The following is a 16,112-nucleotide window of genomic DNA, read 5'->3' as shown; positions in this document are numbered from 1 at the left end:
GCGGATTTCGCCCGCAAAGAACCCGGATTTTCGGGAACGCGGCTCCTTACACCAGAGCAGGGTTATATACTACCCCGCAATACGTGCCGATTCGATGGCAGACTTGCTGGCCTCGCCCAGCATTCGTTCGAAAATCGCGCGCTGCGCGTCGGCCAGCGTCACCGGGCGTGGATAGATGGGCGCGTCGCGGTCGTCGTGAATGCCAACCTCGAAACCCTCCGTCTGGGCAAGGAATCGCGAAAGCCCCTCCTCGCCATGTTCGACAAGGAAGCCGAGCATGACTGCATCGAGGTAGGAACGCAGGATTTTCGGCGGCTGCGGGTGCAGCGGAATATCGTCCTCGGCGACATAGACATATGCGGGACAGTCGAACGGCGCAGGTTCCAGCAGGTCGAGATCGGTCGCCATATCCAGCTGCACGCGGCGGTAGCAGGCTTCCCGCGCATCGACCGCGGCAAGGTTCTCCGCACGATCGAACACCAGCAGCCCGTCGCACGTGCCGTCCGCCTCCCGTCTCACCGTCAGCAGCGCCGCCGGAAACCCCGGCATGTCCGGACGTGCCCGCCATTGCCGCCGCCAGCCGCTCAGTCGCGCAGGCACGGCCGCCACGATCTCGGTTCGATGCGTCGCGCGGCACACCAGCGAGCCATAGCCGAAATAGGCGATCACGTCGCTTCGCTCACCATTCGCATGGCTGGTTTCGGCGTGTCTCATCGCGCAAGCCTATCGCGCCTGTGCGACCGTTTGAATAGCGCAGATTGTTCAAACATAAACAAATCGGATTGACTTTGACGTTGACGTAAATGGTAGCCTTCCCGGCGTGCAATCTCATGATCGCCGGAGGACACGATGGCCACGCAACCATCCGCAGCGCAAGACCACGCCTTCGACAGCCGGCTGCAGCAATTCGATGTGTCGAAGCGCCCGGTCGCCATCGAAACGCCTGACGGCTTTTCACTCGGCGGCACCTTGTTCGAGGGTGGCGGCGACGGCCCTCTGGTGCTGATTTCGTCTGCCACCGCCGTGCCTCAGGGTCTCTATGCGGGTTTCGCCGCCAAGCTGGTGCAGTCGGGCGCAAAGGCGGTGCTGACCTATGACTACCGTGGCACCGGCCAGTCCCCTCGCCCATCCGGCTGGTCCCGCCGCATAGACTACAAGGACTGGGCGATGAAGGATTTTCCCGCCGCGCTGGATGTCCTTCAGGCCGTCGCACCTCACCACGAAACCGTTGGTCTCGGCCAATCCCACGGGGGCCACGCACTCGGCCTGTCCGGCGCAGCCGGTCGATTCTCGCGCTATGCGATGGTGGCTACCATGTCCGGTTATGTCGGTCTGCTGGACGACCGCTGGGTATGGGCAAGAATGAACCTCGTCGGCGTGCCAGTCTCGCTTTTCCATCGCGACATGCCACGCTGGCTTGGGCTGGGCGAACCGATACCGTCTTCATGCTTTCGCGACTGGGCACGCTGGTGCCGCATGACGAACTATTTCTTCGACGACAGGCAGTTGCCTGAAACGGAACGCTTCCGGGAAGTAGACCTGCCGATTCTTGCAATCGGCCTTACCGACGATCCGTGGGCAACCCCGCGCGCGGTCGATCATTTCATGTCGTATCATTCCAACGCGCAGGTCGAGCAGCGCTGGATTTCGCCTGCCGATGCCGGCGGTCAGCGCATAGGGCACCTCGGCTTCTTCCGATCTCGCTTCGCCGACACGCTGTGGCCGCCGCTTGCCGACTGGCTGCTTTCCGCCCGGCCTATGACGCTCGGACGTGCGCGTTGAAGGGTTAGACCGAGATGAGGTTGGATTGAATCGTTCTGCCGGAGGGCATTCGGGTCAAGATCGAGGACTTCGGTGCAGGTCGTATCTGGATACGGCCAAATCCGAAGACCGAAGGGATTGGCGCGAATGCACCCGGCCCGAAGGGTTTCCCGCTGGCGGACGCCCGCGTCGACGGACGGACTTGGCCGTATCCCAGATACTGCCTTGCCCGTCCTTCTAGCGGATCGCCTCGCCATCGGAGAAACAGAACTGTTTCAATCCGATCTCATCTCGGTCTAGGCTACCCGTTCGCCGTTCTTCACCCGGTAGGTTGGCTGGTACATCGTCACCAGTTCTTCCGCCGCCGTGGGGTGCACGGCCATCGTGGCGTCGAAATCATCCTTGGTCAGCCTGGCCTTGACCGCTATGCCCAGAAGCTGCGCCATCTCGCCGGCATCGACGCCGAGCACGTGCGCGCCCACCACCCGTCGCGTGGCGGCATCCACCAACAGCTTCATGATCATCTTTTCCTGCCGGCCCGACAGCGTATGGCGCATGGGGCGAAATTCGGCGCGGTAGATTTCCAGTTCGTCGAAGCGCTTTGCCGCCTCGTCTTCCGAAAGGCCCACCGTGCCGATTTCCGGCTGCGAGAACACCGCCGTGGCGATGGCGTCGAAATCCGGCGTCGTCGGCTTGTCGCGATAGACCGTATCGATGAAGCACATCGCCTCGTGAATGGCGACGGGCGTCAACTGCACGCGGTTGGTGACGTCGCCGATGGCGTAGATGTTGTCGACGTTGGTCCGCGAATAGTCGTCGACCACGATCTCGCCGATATGCCCCGTCTCCACGCCGGCAGCTTCCAGCCCGAGGCCCTCGGTGTTGGGGCTGCGGCCCAGCGCCAGCATCAGCTGGTCCACGATGAGTGTTTCGTCGTTGCTCAGCTCGATCGCCAGCTTGCCGTCGGCACGCTTGCCTATGTTGTGCGCGACAGCCGGGCAGATGATGCGGATGCCCTTGGCCTCCATGGCGTTGTGCACCCCGCGGCGCATGTCCATATCGAAACGGCCGAGGATTTCCTTGCCGCGATAGATCAGCGTGGTTTCCACGCCCAGCCCGTGAAAGATATTGGCGAACTCTACCGCGATGTAGCCGCCACCCGCGATCGCGATCGAAGCCGGGAGTTGCTCGAGATGAAAGGCCTCGTTGGAGCTGATCGCATGTTCGTGTCCCGGCAGTGCGGGGTGCTCGGTCGGCCGGCCGCCGGTCGCGATGAGGATGTGACGTGCGGTGACCGTTCGGTTGTCCTTCACGATGCGTACCGTGTGACGGTCGAGCAGGACCGCCCTGCTTTCGACGATCTCCGCGCCCGCCCGCTCGAGCCCGGCGCGGTAGAGGCCCTCCAGCCGGGCGATCTCCCTGTCCTTGTTGGCGATCAGCGTCGGCCAGTCGAAGCTGGTTTCGCCGACGGTCCAGCCATATCCGGCGGAATCCTCGAAATGCTCGGGGAACTGCGAGGCGTAGACGAACAGCTTCTTGGGGACGCACCCCCGGATGACGCAGGTCCCGCCGAAACGGTACTCCTCGGCAATCGCCACCCGCTTGCCCATGGACGCAGCGAGCCTGCCGGCACGCACCCCGCCCGAACCGCCGCCGATGACGAAGAGGTCGTAGTCGAATTCAGCCATGCGGGCGCTCCGGGATGGTTACAGGAATGCGTCTGACGTAAGGGTGGAGGCCCAAAAAGAAAAGCCCGGCGCATAGGCCGGGCTCCGATTCACTTGTAGGCCAACAGCTATTCGCTGGCAGGCGCCGGCGTCGCCTCGCCCTCGGGGTTTTCCAGCGGATTGAACCCGACGCGCTCCTGGAGCTTCTCGGCTACCTGCTGCGCCATGTCGCGCGCGATGCCCCTGCCCCAGATGTCGGCCGACTGACGGATTTCACGGACCATCAGCGGTGCGGTTTCCATCACCTTCTTGCCGGTTTCGGTGGCGTAGAAGGCGGCCAGTTCCTGCAATTCCGGCTCGGTAAAGGCACGCGCGTAGATCAGCGCCACCTCGCGCTCCAGGTCGCCGCGCCGCGAAGCAAGCGAAAGTGCGGTCTCGTCGACGATGGCATTCACGTCGCCCTGCAGATTGGGGTTCTGCTGGATCAGCTCGTTCTTCAGGCCGAGGGCCGCCTGCGGCAGGATATTGTCGAACTCGTTGGTGGCGCGCATGGCGGTGATGGCCGAGCGTGCGGCGGCTAGGTGCGAATCTGCGATTTCCTGCGCTGCCGCGGGAAGAGCCGTCATCAGAAGAGCTGCTGCGCCTATGGCGGCTGCAAGGCGACGGGACCTGTTGACCAGATTCATGACGTTCGAAACTCCTGTTTATACGGCGGGCCGCACCGTTCTCACCCCGCCGGCCTCCGCGACGATTGCCGCCTTGGCCAACCCCAGAAAAAGACCATGCTCGACCACGCCCGGTATGGCGTGAAGGGCATCGGACAGCGCTCTTGTATCCGGAATGCGGCCAAAAGATGCGTCGATGATGAAATGCCCGCCGTCTGTAACAAAAGGCGCATCGTTCGTCATCCTCAATGTCAGTTCACCCTTGAGGCCGAGCCGTGCGGCAGCGTCCTCAATGGCGGCGCGCGTCGCACCAAGCCCGAATGGATTGACTTCGATGGGCAACGGAAAGCGCCCCAGCGTATCGACCAGCTTCGACGCATCGGCGATCACGATCATCTTCGAGGAGGCCGCCGCGACGATCTTTTCGCGCAGCAGCGCGCCGCCGCCACCCTTGATGAGCCCGAGGTGCGGGTCGATCTCGTCCGCGCCGTCGATGGTCAGGTCCAGCCGCGGCGTCTCATCCAGCGTCGACAGGGGCACGCCGAGCTCGGTGCACAGCGCCGCCGTGCGCTCCGATGTCGGCACGCCGATGATGGAGAGCCCTTCGCCGACCTTCACCGCCAGCAGGCGCACGAATTCTTCTGCCGTCGAGCCCGTTCCGATGCCCAGCTTCATGCCGTCTTCGACATGGCCGAGCGCTTCGCGCGCCGCCTCGATCTTGAGCTGCCTGGCGTCCATGGTCCTCTCCCCGTGTTCGATGCCCGCTCCTAGCATCTTTCATCGCGGGTGCAAGGCTTGCCCGCCGCACGTGGGCAGGCTATCGCAGCCTCACCTTTGCAGCCGGGATAAAGCAGCATGAGCAGACCGATCGTCGTCTTCGACCTGGATGGCACCCTCATCGACACCGCGCCTGACCTGCTCACCAGCCTCAACCACTGCCTCGGCATCGCCGGGCTGGAGCGGGCCGAGCCGGCCGAGCTGCGCAGCTTCGTCGGCATGGGCGGCCGCGTGATGATCGAACGCGCATTCCTGGCGCAGCAGCGCGCACTGCCGCAGACCCAGCTCGACGAACTGCTGGCGACCTTCCTCGACCATTACGGCGGCAACATTCCCGGCGAATCGCAGCCCTATCCCGGCGCGCTCGCGGCCCTCGACCGCTTCCAGCAGGCCGGCTATCTCGCGGCGATCTGCACCAACAAGTACGAAGGCCTCTCGACCTCGCTCATCGGCGCGCTCGGTCTGGCGCCCCGGTTCGCCGCCATATGCGGGCAGGATACGTTTGCCTTTCGCAAGCCCGACCCGCGCCATCTCACGGAAACCATCGCGCTGGCGGGCGGCGATCCGGCCCGCGCCGTGATGATCGGCGATTCGCGGACCGACATCGACACGGCCAAGGCGGCCGGCATCCCGGTGGTGGCGGTCGATTTCGGCTACACCGACCGGCACGTGCGCGAGTTCGAACCCTCGCGCATCATCTCGCATTTCGACGAGCTTACGGTCGATGTGGTTGAAGAGCTTCTGGGCGCCATGGCGCGCTGAGCAGCCGGTCATTCAGGCAGATTCAGAGCGTGGGAACGGTGGAGGTGGGAGGAGAATCCTCGAACCGGAACAAGGCGCGACCGCGGCCCGGGCTTTCGCCCGCCCCATCGGAGGCGTGAGCGAAGCGAACTGCCGTGAGATATGGAGAATGGTGGGCGCGACAGGGATTGAACCTGTGACCCCACCCGTGTGAAGGGTGTGCTCTCCCGCTGAGGCGTCCCCTGACGGTGACTTGACCGGCTTCGCCTACTACGCGCTCTTATTCCTAGAAGCCAAATAAAATCAGCTACTTCCAAGAGATTAGCAGCTTCGGAGATACGTCGCAAGCTCCTTGCGTAAGGAGACAAGGACGGTAGGCGAAGGAGATAGAGTAGCCCCGATGCCGCCTGAAATCACCCGTTGACTGGAGCCAGAGTGGGACCAGCGGTCCTTTGGAACACCCCTCGGAGGGGGTAGGAGGGGGGCATACCGGGCCTGTCCTTTAGGGTATCACGCCCCGAGATTTTCTAGCAGAAATTCCAGAACCCAATGTCGCCCGGGCTACTACTGTGTTCCCGCCCGCGTATTATGGGTTGAATTAAACGGTACACTGCCATGTCAGGACTGACGCCAATTGCTTCCCGGTTGAATATCTCATTGGATGACGAATATCGGCGAATGCAAAACGAGTGGTTCTTCAAATGGCATTATATTGGCAGGGACGGGCCGGTTGAGATCGACACGTTTGACGGCAGGACCGCGACGTACGGAGGTTTGGCATTTGCAGGGACTCCACGGCAAATCTATTGGGACACCATCCAACGATATCTGCGGAAGAAGTTAGGGTCGATATTTGACGACCTCGAAAGAGAACTAGCGCGCTATCCAGTCACCGTAAGGGAACGTGCACTGAAAGAGACGGAAGGGCTTGTCGGGCAATTCGTAGGAAAGATTCGCAGGGCTGCTGTTGACAAGGATCGTGTTCTTCGTGGCAACGGAACTGAGTTTCCACAGGCGCGCGATGAAGGGCGGTGGGAGGGCTGCACATCTGCCGACATAGCTTCTCGGGTTAATGTACTTCGCGAGATATATTGCCACATTGCGAATGAGGAGAACGGCGCTCAGATGGGATACAAAGCAGATGTCATAAGAGTGATGATTGCATCGCCCAGTGACGTGGCTGCTGAGCGGGAAGTCGTTCGCAGTGTCATTCACGAGTGGAACGCGATTCACTCGGAAGATCGTGGAATTGTGCTTATGCCGGTGGGGTGGGAGAGCCATTCTTTTCCGGCTATGGGTGATCGTCCTCAAGCGATCATCAACAAACAAATCTTGAAAGGGTGCGATCTTCTCGTCGCAGTCTTCTGGACCAAGCTCGGAACGCCAACAGGCAATGCGGCCAGTGGAACTGCTGAAGAGATTGAAGAGCATTTAGCGGCTGGGAAGCCAGCTCTTATCTATTTTTCCTCAGAGCCCGTTGTTTTAGACAGTATCGACCCCCAGCAATACCAAGCCTTAAAGGCGTTTAAGCAGAGGACGATGGCTGATGGCTTGATTGAGGAATACGATACCAAGAACGAGTTCCGTCAAAAGCTAGCGCGGCAACTCGCACAGACTGTCATTAAACGCTTTGGACGATCAGATGAGTTTACCGGCAGTGAACCCGCAAGCATCATACACGAAAGCCCTCGACCGCAGATAAGCAACCAAGCGAGGGAGCTGTTGCTTGAAGCCGTGAAGGACCAGAATGGTATGATCATGCGCTTGCAGCATCTGAGCGGTAGTGTGGTGCAGACAAATGGCCGGAATCTCATTGAATCTAATGACGGCAGAGAGATTGCTCGATGGCGTAGTGCGATAGATCAGCTCGAGCGGCTTCACCTTATCGAAGATCGTAATGGTAAGGGCGAGGTCTTCTATGTCACCAACTCTGGATTCGAAACGGCGGATCGTTTGGTGCAAGGCAGCTAGAACAGGTGGTGCCCACGTGAATAAACCGCCACTATGCCTACCTAATTGTTTCTAGCGCGATGCCCATTACCTCTTGCAGTCCATGGCGATACCCCCAAGCAACGATATAGCTGTCGTGAACGGTCAGGACAGGTATTCCCTTCTGTGTGAAGTGCTCGATAATCCGTTCCGCGATCTTGGATTCCTTGTTCATCATTTCGTGCCCGCAGCCAGTGCCAAAACTGTCGGCAATCGGCCTATGCTTCTCCTTCAATAGATCGAGGATTTGCCTAAGGTGGGTTAGTTTCTGGCCCTTGCCGAGGACCGATCTAAGGGCGCTCGTTTCGTTCTCGGCGTTGACAGCGGCATGGAAGAGAGTCTTGCAGAACTCCCTAGTCGCGATGCTGGCAACCGACGCAGGGGGATCAACGAGGGTGTAGGGGTCGCTGCCGACCTCTGACCAATAGTCGATACCGGCTTCGGCGTAGAGCAGGGTGGGAAGCATGCCGGGGAAGTCGAGTTCAATTGTCTCTTCGGCATCTATTGTTATTAGCGCCCGTTCGGCCTTCGAACAGTCCTGCCACCAGCCACCATAGAACCGGCCACCCATCTCGAACGATCCACGGTTGAACACCCGATAGACGAATTTGTCATGTGGATTGGTGTCTCTGCTAGGAATGCCGATATCGGTCCGTGCAAGGAGAGAGTTATATTCACCCAAAAGCGCACGCATCCGATGGGTTTCTTCGGTGTCGTCGTAGTCGATGCGCTCATTGACCTTCGGCTTCGAACTAGGACGGTTGAGAACAATCGTTTCCTGTCGGTGGTGAGTATCGATGTCCTCCGGTTCGAACCCGGCTTGGCCGAACATTGCCGTCAGCTTACCCGTCGGCCAAATCCGTGAGATGTAGCCCTTCGAGGATAGGCGGTCATTAAAGCCAATTGCTTGCCGGATCAGTCCAGCATCACGAAGGATATTGATAACGTCGATGATCGTCTTCGTAATCCCCATGCCGTTGTAGCGGTCACGCGGATAGTCGTTGTTGTTCCGTGAAACCGTGAGCTTCAGGGTCGGGTCTGTCGTCCAAGCAAGATAAAGCTCCAGAAGGACCAGTCGAAGGAGCTTCCGCCTGACCGTCGATTGTTTGGGGCCGAAGTGATCGGCATAGATCGTATCCGTCAGGGCGTCGACCGCCGGGTAGTCTGACCACGTATGGAGACCAAGGGGACGGCTGTGATTGAGAAGCACGGACTTCGGCTTCCCGAGAGTGTCCGTCAGCCGTTGGCAGGGGTCATAGTAACCTTCCCCGTTGGCTTCATTGGCTTTGATAAGTTTAACAGCGGAAAGGGCGGAAAGGACGGCATCACGGTCATCGACAGACGGATCCTCGATATGCGTCGGCAAGCCATCGACCAAGACAGAATGGCCACAGAGATAGCCGTCAATGACTGAAAGGATGATAGGAATCAGGAACTGCGTAGCGGGATGCCGTAAGCTCTCCTTCGGTATGGCGTCAACGACAGCCGCGATCCATCGCCCTTCCTCGTCATTGCGGGGCTGTAGGGACCAATCGACATTCATAAATTTGGCTGTTCTGGTGAGTGCATTCATTCCTTCCTAGGTCAAAGACCGTCTCCTTTCTCCGCTGCTGATAAGAAGGGTCTATATCACCCTTCCCATTACTAAGACGTTTTTATGTACTTCATATAGATTGAAACTACATCACGAAAGAATTTCACGAAGAGAACTTGCAGATACTGGGTTTGGCCACTCTTTAATGACAACATCACAAACCCGTTTAGATCGCTCATAGATGGCGTGATTTCCAGTTGTTTTTACCATAGAGCAAGCATGGGCAATTCTAGATGTTAATTCAGATGATTTAAAATTATTTCCAAATATGATCTGATTTAAATTATCGTATGCTTCATCGACACCAAATTCATCTGCAGAAATACCAATCAATATTAAAAATATATCATTCTGAATAGGATCATCATTCATCTTCGAAACTTTTGCCGATCCGCGAATGAACCAGATTACGACCGCGATGATGACAATCGTGCCAATTATCAATTCCATGCTTTCCCCCTCCATTACCAATCGTCATTGAGTATGAACGGCTTTTAGCAATGGGCAATGAGGAACTATGCTGACTCTATCCTACGCAGTCTCGTCGATACCTTTTTCCGAATACGGGTAGCCGTCCTTGACGATCTTCTCCTTCCACCCCTTTGGTGGAGGCCACGGGACACCCCATTCAGCCAGTTGGGCTTTCGTCCATCCTCCCCGTTCGGTCTTCACGGCTTCGATTTCTTCTGGAGTGATCGGGGTTTTCGTTTCCTCGTTCATTCGGCTACCTCCATGGAAATGACGGCGTCTATGGCGCGGGCAGCTATCCTTGCATCAGAGTGGAACTCATCGGGCAGGATGGCATCGGCACAGCGATAGATGCCCTTCTCGACAGCCGGGTATTTCAAGCCAAGATGCTCACACTGACGGCGAGTGAGCGACTTCGAGAACATGAAGACTTCATAGCCTCGGTCGAAGCAAAAACCGCTCCAATCGGCTGAACGTCGCAAATCATCGAGGGACACGCTATTTGGCTTTCTGGAGGCCTTGCGCTGTAAGGGTTTGCGGACGCGCCTTACCCCATTTAGGTAGAATGTAGCGTCAGACCGCTTCGCGCGTGCTGGAGCCCTTGGATTTCCTGGGTTTCTGGATTTTGACGCTTCTTGCTGTCTCATTATCTAAATTCTCCTTCTTGGCGGGAGTTATTCTTTAAAGAGCCGGAGGCTGGTTCTGATCGGCCTTCGACCTTGGGAGAAAGGAGGACCGGGAGAAGCGCCTACAGCTACTTGCCTGTAGCCGGACCAAAGGACTCCTCCCGGTTCCTTCTCCAAGCGAGTGCTCGGAGCGTCCCGCTAGCTACCGGGGAAGGGCCGCTAGCAGAGAAGAAAAGATCGGCTTGGAGCCGAAGGCGAACACGTGCTCGACAGGCGGACCCCATGCCTTCCGCTTCTCTTTCGGGGTCAGATAGTCCCGGTCACGGCGGATGGCGTTTCCTTCCGGTTTGATTTCGAGATTGTCCCGGCGAAGGTCGGTAGGATCGCCGTTCCGGTAGCGGATATTCTGACCCGGCCCTAGATCGAGAAGGACACGGGCGACTTGGACGGAACCACCTGAAGACGCCGAAGTCGGGGCGACAACGATGCCTGTCCTTGTGTGCCGGTTCCATCTCATGGAGAGGCCGAGAGATTCGAGAAGGGCGAGGTCTTCATCAAGGATAATCGCCGTTCCCTTTTCGCCTTTCCTGCCGAGAGGAACGAGAGCGACAGGATTGGAATCTTCATCAACAATATGGGTAATGGCACGATTTGTCATAGGGCCTCCTGTGCGAGAGCTTCCCGTTCGGCTAGCTCACGCTCTCGAAGTTCCCTCTTCTTCAAGGCAGCGACGGAATATGCCGCTCCAAGGATTTTCTCAGCCTGTGCCCGGAACGTCTCCTTGTCCCGCCACATACCTTGAAGCCCCTTGGGTATTGGGTTTCCGTCTTTATGGCGAATGGCGAAGAGGTCATAGACAGGATCACGAGTAAGAAAGAAGTCCCCGACATCAATCGAGTATTCCCGCTTCTTCCTCTCGGCTTCCGCCCTTTCGGCAATCTGGCGATCATATTCTGTCTCGTAGGCACTCGATGCCGTCTGATAGAGGGAGGCCGGTTTAGAGTTTACCATCTTGGTCTTATTCATGCTCCCGGCCCCCAAATGTGACGCTCATGGGAAGGGGCGCGGCGGGCTTCTCTTTCAGCTTCTTCGTCCAAGAGTTCTTGCGCCCTTCTAGCCGTCGCACGGGAAGCCCGTTCTCCCATGTCTTCTTCTGGCGATTTCGGCTTTGAGTATTCACCAGCTTTGGACGAAGAAGAAAGGGCGTCTTCCGCCAGCGCTTGGGCGACCTCTGCTAGGAATTCAGGAGAGACGTCCCTTCCGGCAAGGTTCTTGATACGGGATACGAGGTTCCGGATTTCCATGTCCCGTGCTGCAAGGTACGTCTCGTTGAGACTGTCACGGGAAGCAGCCTTTGGACGGTTTCTCATTTCTTGGTAGTTCATTATGGCTCCTTTCTAGAGCTTCTTGCTGCTTGATAGCCCGCTATCTTGCCTTCGGCTACGAAGGACAGCAGGCAGTTAATGTCTAGGAGTCAGAATCCCTCCAGCCCCTCCTGAGAGGTTTAAGGTAAAAACGGCAGAAGATTGGGATTCATGAAAGGATGGAAATTCAGCCAATGTGGTAGAAAAAATAGAAATCCAACCCTACACTTATAAAGTAGCACATTTTCGGAAAAAATTCAAGTATATTCTCTGTTCCCTTGTGAGGTAAGGCTTTGATAGTCATAATTTTATTCAAAAGATTGCTCAGGATGAGGATTTATCAACAAGTTTTATTGAGTCAAATCAACGGTTTGCGAGAGGTGAGAAAAAGAACAATAAATTCAACGGTTTGTAGAGTGTTGAGCGGCGGGTGATTTGGGTTGATTTGGATTGCCATTCTGACCCCGATGCGCCTACGAATTTGTCTTCGACTGCATAGGAGAACGGAAGGCTGTAAAGCCCCCTAGAAGACTCGTGGAGAGCTTCTGGCGCTCGCCGCTGTACTTGCCACGATGAGGGTTGACGTCTGTCAGCGGGCTTGTGCATAGGATAGAGAGAAAAGGAGGGGCAATGGTAGGGCGGAAGGTGAGGGTGAAGATTCTTACCTACGTCAGATTTGCTGAGATGATATGAAAAAGGCTGAACCCCAAGGATTTCAAGGGGTCCAGCCTGCCGCTCCGTCAGATCGAATATCAAGGGCGTCTCATTCTCCCAGCGTCTAAGCCCTATACCTCACCCTTCCCCTTACTAAGACGTTTTTATTCAGCAGCAGCCAGCCTTTCACTTTCGCCAAGGCTCAATTCTCCCGAGGTCGGACCGAGCCGAGCTTACGGCAGCCATTTTAGCCCGATAGGCCTTCGGCCATGTTGAGCTTCGCTCTAATGGAGACGTGATTGGCGTGTGCATATCTGAAAAGCATCCGCATATCCCTGTGCCCTGACACCGAAGCGACCTCCGGAACCGTCAATCCAAGCTCGAACAGCCGAGATATCGCCTCATGCCGAAGGTCATGGAAATTCAGATCATCAATTCCTGCCCTCTTGGTCAGTCGATCCCATGCGAGACGAAGGGCGAGAGGCTTTGTCGGAAAGATGAGAGCATTCCTGACCTTGTCCTTATCGCTCATCCGTCGAATTGCATCCGTCAGTACGGCGACAGCGGCAGCAGACAGCGGGATTGTTCGCGAATACCCGTTCTTTGACTCTCTGACGGTCAAAGAGTGGCGTTCAAGGTCTACGTCGTGGAAACGAAGGGCAAGGATTTCCCCACGTCTCATGGCCGTTTCTAGGGCAAAACGGATGATAGGAACGATGAGCGGGTTCCGCGTCTTCTTCCCGGCCAGAAGCAGCCGGTCTTGCTCGCCTTCGCGTAGCCGTCGCTCCCGCCTTTTGTCTGCCCCCTTAAATCTGACCTTCGCTAGCGGGTTGTCGCGTAGTGGGATACCCCAATCGTCATGAGCGTGGCGGAACATATGCCGGACCGGGGTAAGCTGCCGCTTCAAGGTGGCGAGGGAAACTGTCTTACCCCTGCGACCGCACGGGCGCGTAAGGCGCTCATCGCGGTATGACGTGAAGTCCGAAGGCGACAGTTCGGATAGGGATTTCTTTGCGACCTTGTGCCGAAGCAGCATGTTCAAGGCGAATGTGTCTGTCTCGCCATGGCGCTTCCTCGGGACGACTTCTTTCAGATAGCGTTTGATGAGATCGGCAAGGGTGATCCGGTCTAGCTCTCTCTTGTCGGGACCAAGCTCGCCTCTGTCTGCCTGCCGCTCTTGGTGGTTCGCCCATTCCTTCGCGTCGGGCAGTTTGGCGAAGGTCTTGGTTATCGTCGGATATCCATGCCTACGGATGCGGACTTGGTATTTGTCGCGGTGCTTGCGTATCGAAGCCATTGGCTAACTCCTGGAGCCAGAGTGGGACCAGCAGCCGTTTCAATGGTCTCTAGGAAGGAAGGGCTATCGAGGTAAACCACCGAGAAGACTAAGCTTTTCGATGGTGGGCGCGACAGGGATTGAACCTGTGACCCCACCCGTGTGAAGGGTGTGCTCTCCCGCTGAGCTACGCGCCCGTTCGCGATCCGAAATCGCAAACGCGCCGCGATATAAGGGGCCGCCCCACATCAAGTCAAGCGGCGAACGGCATCATCTTCGCGCCGTCTTTCACACCCCTGCGCTGCGCAGCGCTTCGACCTTTTCGATCGCCTCGCGGGTCTTCTCGTCGCGGCTGTAGACGTCGTTGAAATACTCCACGGTTCCCGCAGCGTTCGGCCATGCGGTGAAGTATGCGACGTAGACCGGCACCTTGACGGACAGGTTCTCGCGACCGTGCTGGCCTTCGAGGCGCCTGTCGACCTGCTGCCTGTCCCAGCCCAGCACGGCCGCGGCCATCGCGCGCGGGTCCGCCAGCCGGACGCACCCATTCGACAGCGCGCGGTTGTCGCGGTCGAACAGGTGCTTTTCGGGCGTGTCGTGCATGTAGATCGCATGGCTGTTGGGGAACATGATCTTCATCTCCCCCAGCGCGTTGCCGCGGCCCGGGCGCTGGCGCACGTCGTAGGGCAGGTTCGCGCCGTACTGCGCCCAGTTCACGGACGAGGACGGGATCGCGCGGCCGCGGCGATCCACCACCTCGAAGCCGTTGCGGTCCAGATAGGATGGGTCGGAATAGAGCTTCGGCAGGTACTTGTTGACGAGGATCGAGCGCGGCACGCCCCAGTAGGGGTGAAACTCGACATACTGGATTTCGTCTTGGAAGAAGTAGGTCTGCGTCGAAAGCCCGCCGACCACCGTGCGCATCGAGAGCTTTTCCTGGCCGTCCTCGACATAGCTGGCCGTAAACGCAGGGGTGTTGATGAAGACGTGGCGATCGGTGAGGTCGGAGGGCAGCCAGCGCGCCTGCTCGAGCGCCATCTCGACCTTCTCGATGCGGCTTGCCTTGGACACGCCCGCCAGCGCCTGCACCGTGCGCGGACCGATCACGCCGTCGGAGCCGACGCCTGCGGCCGCCTGTGCCGCCTTGATGACGGGCCCCAGTTCCTGCACGTAGGTTTCGCTTCCCAGATGACGGGTCAGCACCTCGCCGTGCTCGGCACGGAAGGCTTCATCGGCGCGCTGGTTGATGAGCGTCAGGATTTTGGGGAATTCGGGGTTCGTCTCGCCGGGGCGAACGAGCGTGTTCGGCGCAACGACGATGTCATTTTCGGCCGATGCGCGCAGCATTTCCAGCTCCACCCGCAGCGCCCTGTATTGCTCGTTCTGGGGATGCTGCGCCTCCAGCACGCTCGCCACGTCATCGCTTTCGGCCAGCGATTGCAGCAGGCCTGCCCTATCCAGCTCCTTCGGGGCGAAATCGTGATATCCGGAGATGCGGTTGGGGTCGATCCGGCCAGATTGCGCATCCCGGGCATAGCGCAGCACGCGCGCCGAAAGCTCCATCTCGAACGCGGCCAGTTCGGCCACACCCGCGCCGGCGCCCGGCACCGTCAGCGCATAGTCCTCCGGGTTGAGCGCGTGGCTCGAAGCGTCCCCCAGCACCCGCAGCGCGGCGCGGGCATCGTCGTTGAGCGCACCTGCGCTGACCCAGATATATTCGGGCGACGCGGTGTAGTGGGCCACGATGGCGTCGGCGGCTTCCTTTTCCGCCATCAGCTCGAACTGCTGGAGAGCGGCGATCTGCTCGTCGGTCAGCGGCTCCGGTGCGGGCGTCTCCGCAACGGTCTCACCCGGTTGCGTCTCCTCCACCGCCGGCGGTGTCAGCGTCTCGGCAGTGCCCACGTCCGGGGTCGATTCCAGCACGCTGCGCGCCCGTTCGATCACGTCCTGAACGGCCGCGTCCTGATCCGTTTCGTCCAGCGGCGCCGCCTCCTGCGCGGCTTGCGAATCAGTCACCGGCTCATCGGCTGCGGCTTCCTCTGAAGCAGGCGTCTCGACCGGCGTCGCCTCTTCCTGCACGGAAGTCACCGTTTCATCCGTCTCGGTCACCACAGGCGAAACGGCCTGCGCAACCAGAACGGTCGAGCCAACCGACTGCGAATCGACGCCAGGCGGCGGGAGCGCGGCATGGTCGTCGGTACGCTCGGGCGTGATCGCGGCGAAATCGACCCGCACCAGCGCGTCGGTCTTGTAGGCGTAGTAGCTTGGGCCGCTGACGCGCGGCGGCGCGGCGCGCTGGACAGGCGCGGCGGGCGGCATGGCCTGCGGCGGCGCTTCGCGCTGAACGCGGTTGCCGCGCAGCATGTCCATCAGCGTCTGCGCCGGAGCCTGGGGCACACCGGAAAGTATCGCAACCATGGCGGTGGTCGAAATGGCCAGGGCCTTGCTGCGCGTCAATCTCATCATCTGTCCCCTTGTTCCCCTCGCCCGCGAATAAGCAGGATGTGGGCCGCGACTATAGTGATTCAAC

Annotated in this window: 16 protein-coding genes and 2 tRNA genes; 3 read left to right on the top strand and 15 right to left on the bottom strand. The window is 58.8% G+C overall.

Annotated elements, in window-relative coordinates; translation table 11 throughout:
• Positions 1–69 precede the first annotated feature (69 nt).
• Entirely contained in the window at positions 70–714 is a 645-nt protein-coding gene (locus FY036_RS06565; protein WP_235897563.1) for a gamma-glutamylcyclotransferase family protein, read from the bottom strand.
• A gap of 135 nt (positions 715–849) precedes the next feature.
• On the opposite strand from FY036_RS06565, the gene FY036_RS06560 reads away from it, so the two are divergent.
• Positions 850–1,782 (top strand): alpha/beta hydrolase family protein, encoded by a 933-nt coding sequence (locus FY036_RS06560; protein ID WP_148913918.1) that lies wholly within the window; start codon positions 850–852, stop codon positions 1,780–1,782.
• Positions 1,783–2,057: 275 nt separating this feature from the next.
• Here the strand turns inward: FY036_RS06560 and gor are convergent, their stop codons facing one another.
• The 3 genes from gor to rpiA all read right to left on the bottom strand — a co-directional run bounded on the left by gor (position 2,058) and on the right by rpiA (position 4,831).
• Positions 2,058–3,449, bottom strand: a complete 1,392-nt coding sequence (gene gor / locus FY036_RS06555) for a glutathione-disulfide reductase (RefSeq protein ID WP_148913917.1) — start codon at positions 3,447–3,449, stop codon at positions 2,058–2,060.
• Positions 3,450–3,556: 107 nt separating this feature from the next.
• Positions 3,557–4,054: a DUF2059 domain-containing protein gene (locus FY036_RS06550; protein WP_235897562.1), complete on the bottom strand. Its 498-nt coding sequence runs from the start codon at positions 4,052–4,054 to the stop codon at positions 3,557–3,559.
• 78 nt (positions 4,055–4,132) lie between these two features.
• Positions 4,133–4,831 carry a ribose-5-phosphate isomerase RpiA gene (gene rpiA, locus FY036_RS06545; RefSeq protein WP_148913915.1) on the bottom strand — a complete coding sequence of 233 codons (699 nt, stop codon included), beginning with the start codon at positions 4,829–4,831 and terminating at the stop codon, positions 4,133–4,135.
• Positions 4,832–4,948: 117 nt separating this feature from the next.
• Here rpiA and FY036_RS06540 point away from each other — a divergent pair, with 117 nt between their 5' ends.
• Positions 4,949–5,632, top strand: a complete 684-nt coding sequence (locus FY036_RS06540; protein WP_148913914.1) for a phosphoglycolate phosphatase — start codon at positions 4,949–4,951, stop codon at positions 5,630–5,632.
• Between the two features lie 149 nt (positions 5,633–5,781).
• Here the strand turns inward: FY036_RS06540 and FY036_RS06535 are convergent.
• Positions 5,782–5,854, bottom strand: a tRNA-Val gene (locus FY036_RS06535).
• 372 nt (positions 5,855–6,226) lie between these two features.
• Here FY036_RS06535 and FY036_RS23890 point away from each other — a divergent pair.
• Entirely contained in the window at positions 6,227–7,582 is a 1,356-nt protein-coding gene (locus tag FY036_RS23890) for a DUF4062 domain-containing protein (RefSeq protein ID WP_201744704.1), read from the top strand.
• A 37-nt stretch (positions 7,583–7,619) separates the two neighbouring features.
• On the opposite strand, the gene FY036_RS06525 is transcribed toward FY036_RS23890, so the two are convergent.
• The 10 genes from FY036_RS06525 to FY036_RS06480 form a co-directional block, all read right to left on the bottom strand.
• Positions 7,620–9,173, bottom strand: a complete 1,554-nt coding sequence (locus FY036_RS06525) for a hypothetical protein (RefSeq protein WP_148913913.1) — start codon at positions 9,171–9,173, stop codon at positions 7,620–7,622.
• 111 nt (positions 9,174–9,284) lie between these two features.
• Entirely contained in the window at positions 9,285–9,644 is a 360-nt protein-coding gene (locus FY036_RS06520; RefSeq protein WP_148913912.1) for a hypothetical protein, read from the bottom strand.
• A gap of 81 nt (positions 9,645–9,725) precedes the next feature.
• Positions 9,726–9,914: a hypothetical protein gene (locus FY036_RS06515; protein ID WP_148913911.1), complete on the bottom strand. Its 189-nt coding sequence runs from the start codon at positions 9,912–9,914 to the stop codon at positions 9,726–9,728.
• Positions 9,911–10,159, bottom strand: coding sequence for a hypothetical protein (locus tag FY036_RS06510; protein WP_148913910.1), 249 nt, complete (start codon positions 10,157–10,159; stop codon positions 9,911–9,913). Before FY036_RS06510 ends, FY036_RS06515 begins: the two co-directional genes overlap by 4 nt.
• Positions 10,160–10,490: 331 nt before the next feature.
• Positions 10,491–10,946: a hypothetical protein gene (locus tag FY036_RS06505; protein ID WP_148913909.1), complete on the bottom strand. Its 456-nt coding sequence runs from the start codon at positions 10,944–10,946 to the stop codon at positions 10,491–10,493.
• Positions 10,943–11,314, bottom strand: a complete 372-nt coding sequence (locus FY036_RS06500) for a hypothetical protein (RefSeq protein ID WP_148913908.1) — start codon at positions 11,312–11,314, stop codon at positions 10,943–10,945. Before FY036_RS06500 ends, FY036_RS06505 begins: the two co-directional genes overlap by 4 nt.
• Positions 11,311–11,673, bottom strand: coding sequence for a hypothetical protein (locus FY036_RS06495; RefSeq protein ID WP_148913907.1), 363 nt, complete (start codon positions 11,671–11,673; stop codon positions 11,311–11,313). Before FY036_RS06495 ends, FY036_RS06500 begins: the two co-directional genes overlap by 4 nt.
• 880 nt (positions 11,674–12,553) lie before the next feature.
• Positions 12,554–13,603: an integrase gene (locus FY036_RS06490; RefSeq protein WP_148913906.1), complete on the bottom strand. Its 1,050-nt coding sequence runs from the start codon at positions 13,601–13,603 to the stop codon at positions 12,554–12,556.
• Between the two features lie 101 nt (positions 13,604–13,704).
• Positions 13,705–13,779: transfer RNA gene (locus tag FY036_RS06485), tRNA-Val, on the bottom strand.
• Between the two features lie 91 nt (positions 13,780–13,870).
• Positions 13,871–16,048: a L,D-transpeptidase family protein gene (locus tag FY036_RS06480; protein ID WP_148913905.1), complete on the bottom strand. Its 2,178-nt coding sequence runs from the start codon at positions 16,046–16,048 to the stop codon at positions 13,871–13,873.
• Positions 16,049–16,112: the final 64 nt, after the last annotated feature.

The organism is Neoaquamicrobium microcysteis, assembly GCF_008180155.1.
Classification (GTDB): domain Bacteria; phylum Pseudomonadota; class Alphaproteobacteria; order Rhizobiales; family Rhizobiaceae; genus Aerobium; species Aerobium microcysteis.
The sequence above is the reverse complement of the archived record's forward strand: the minus strand, read 5'-3'. Positions and strand labels throughout refer to the sequence as shown.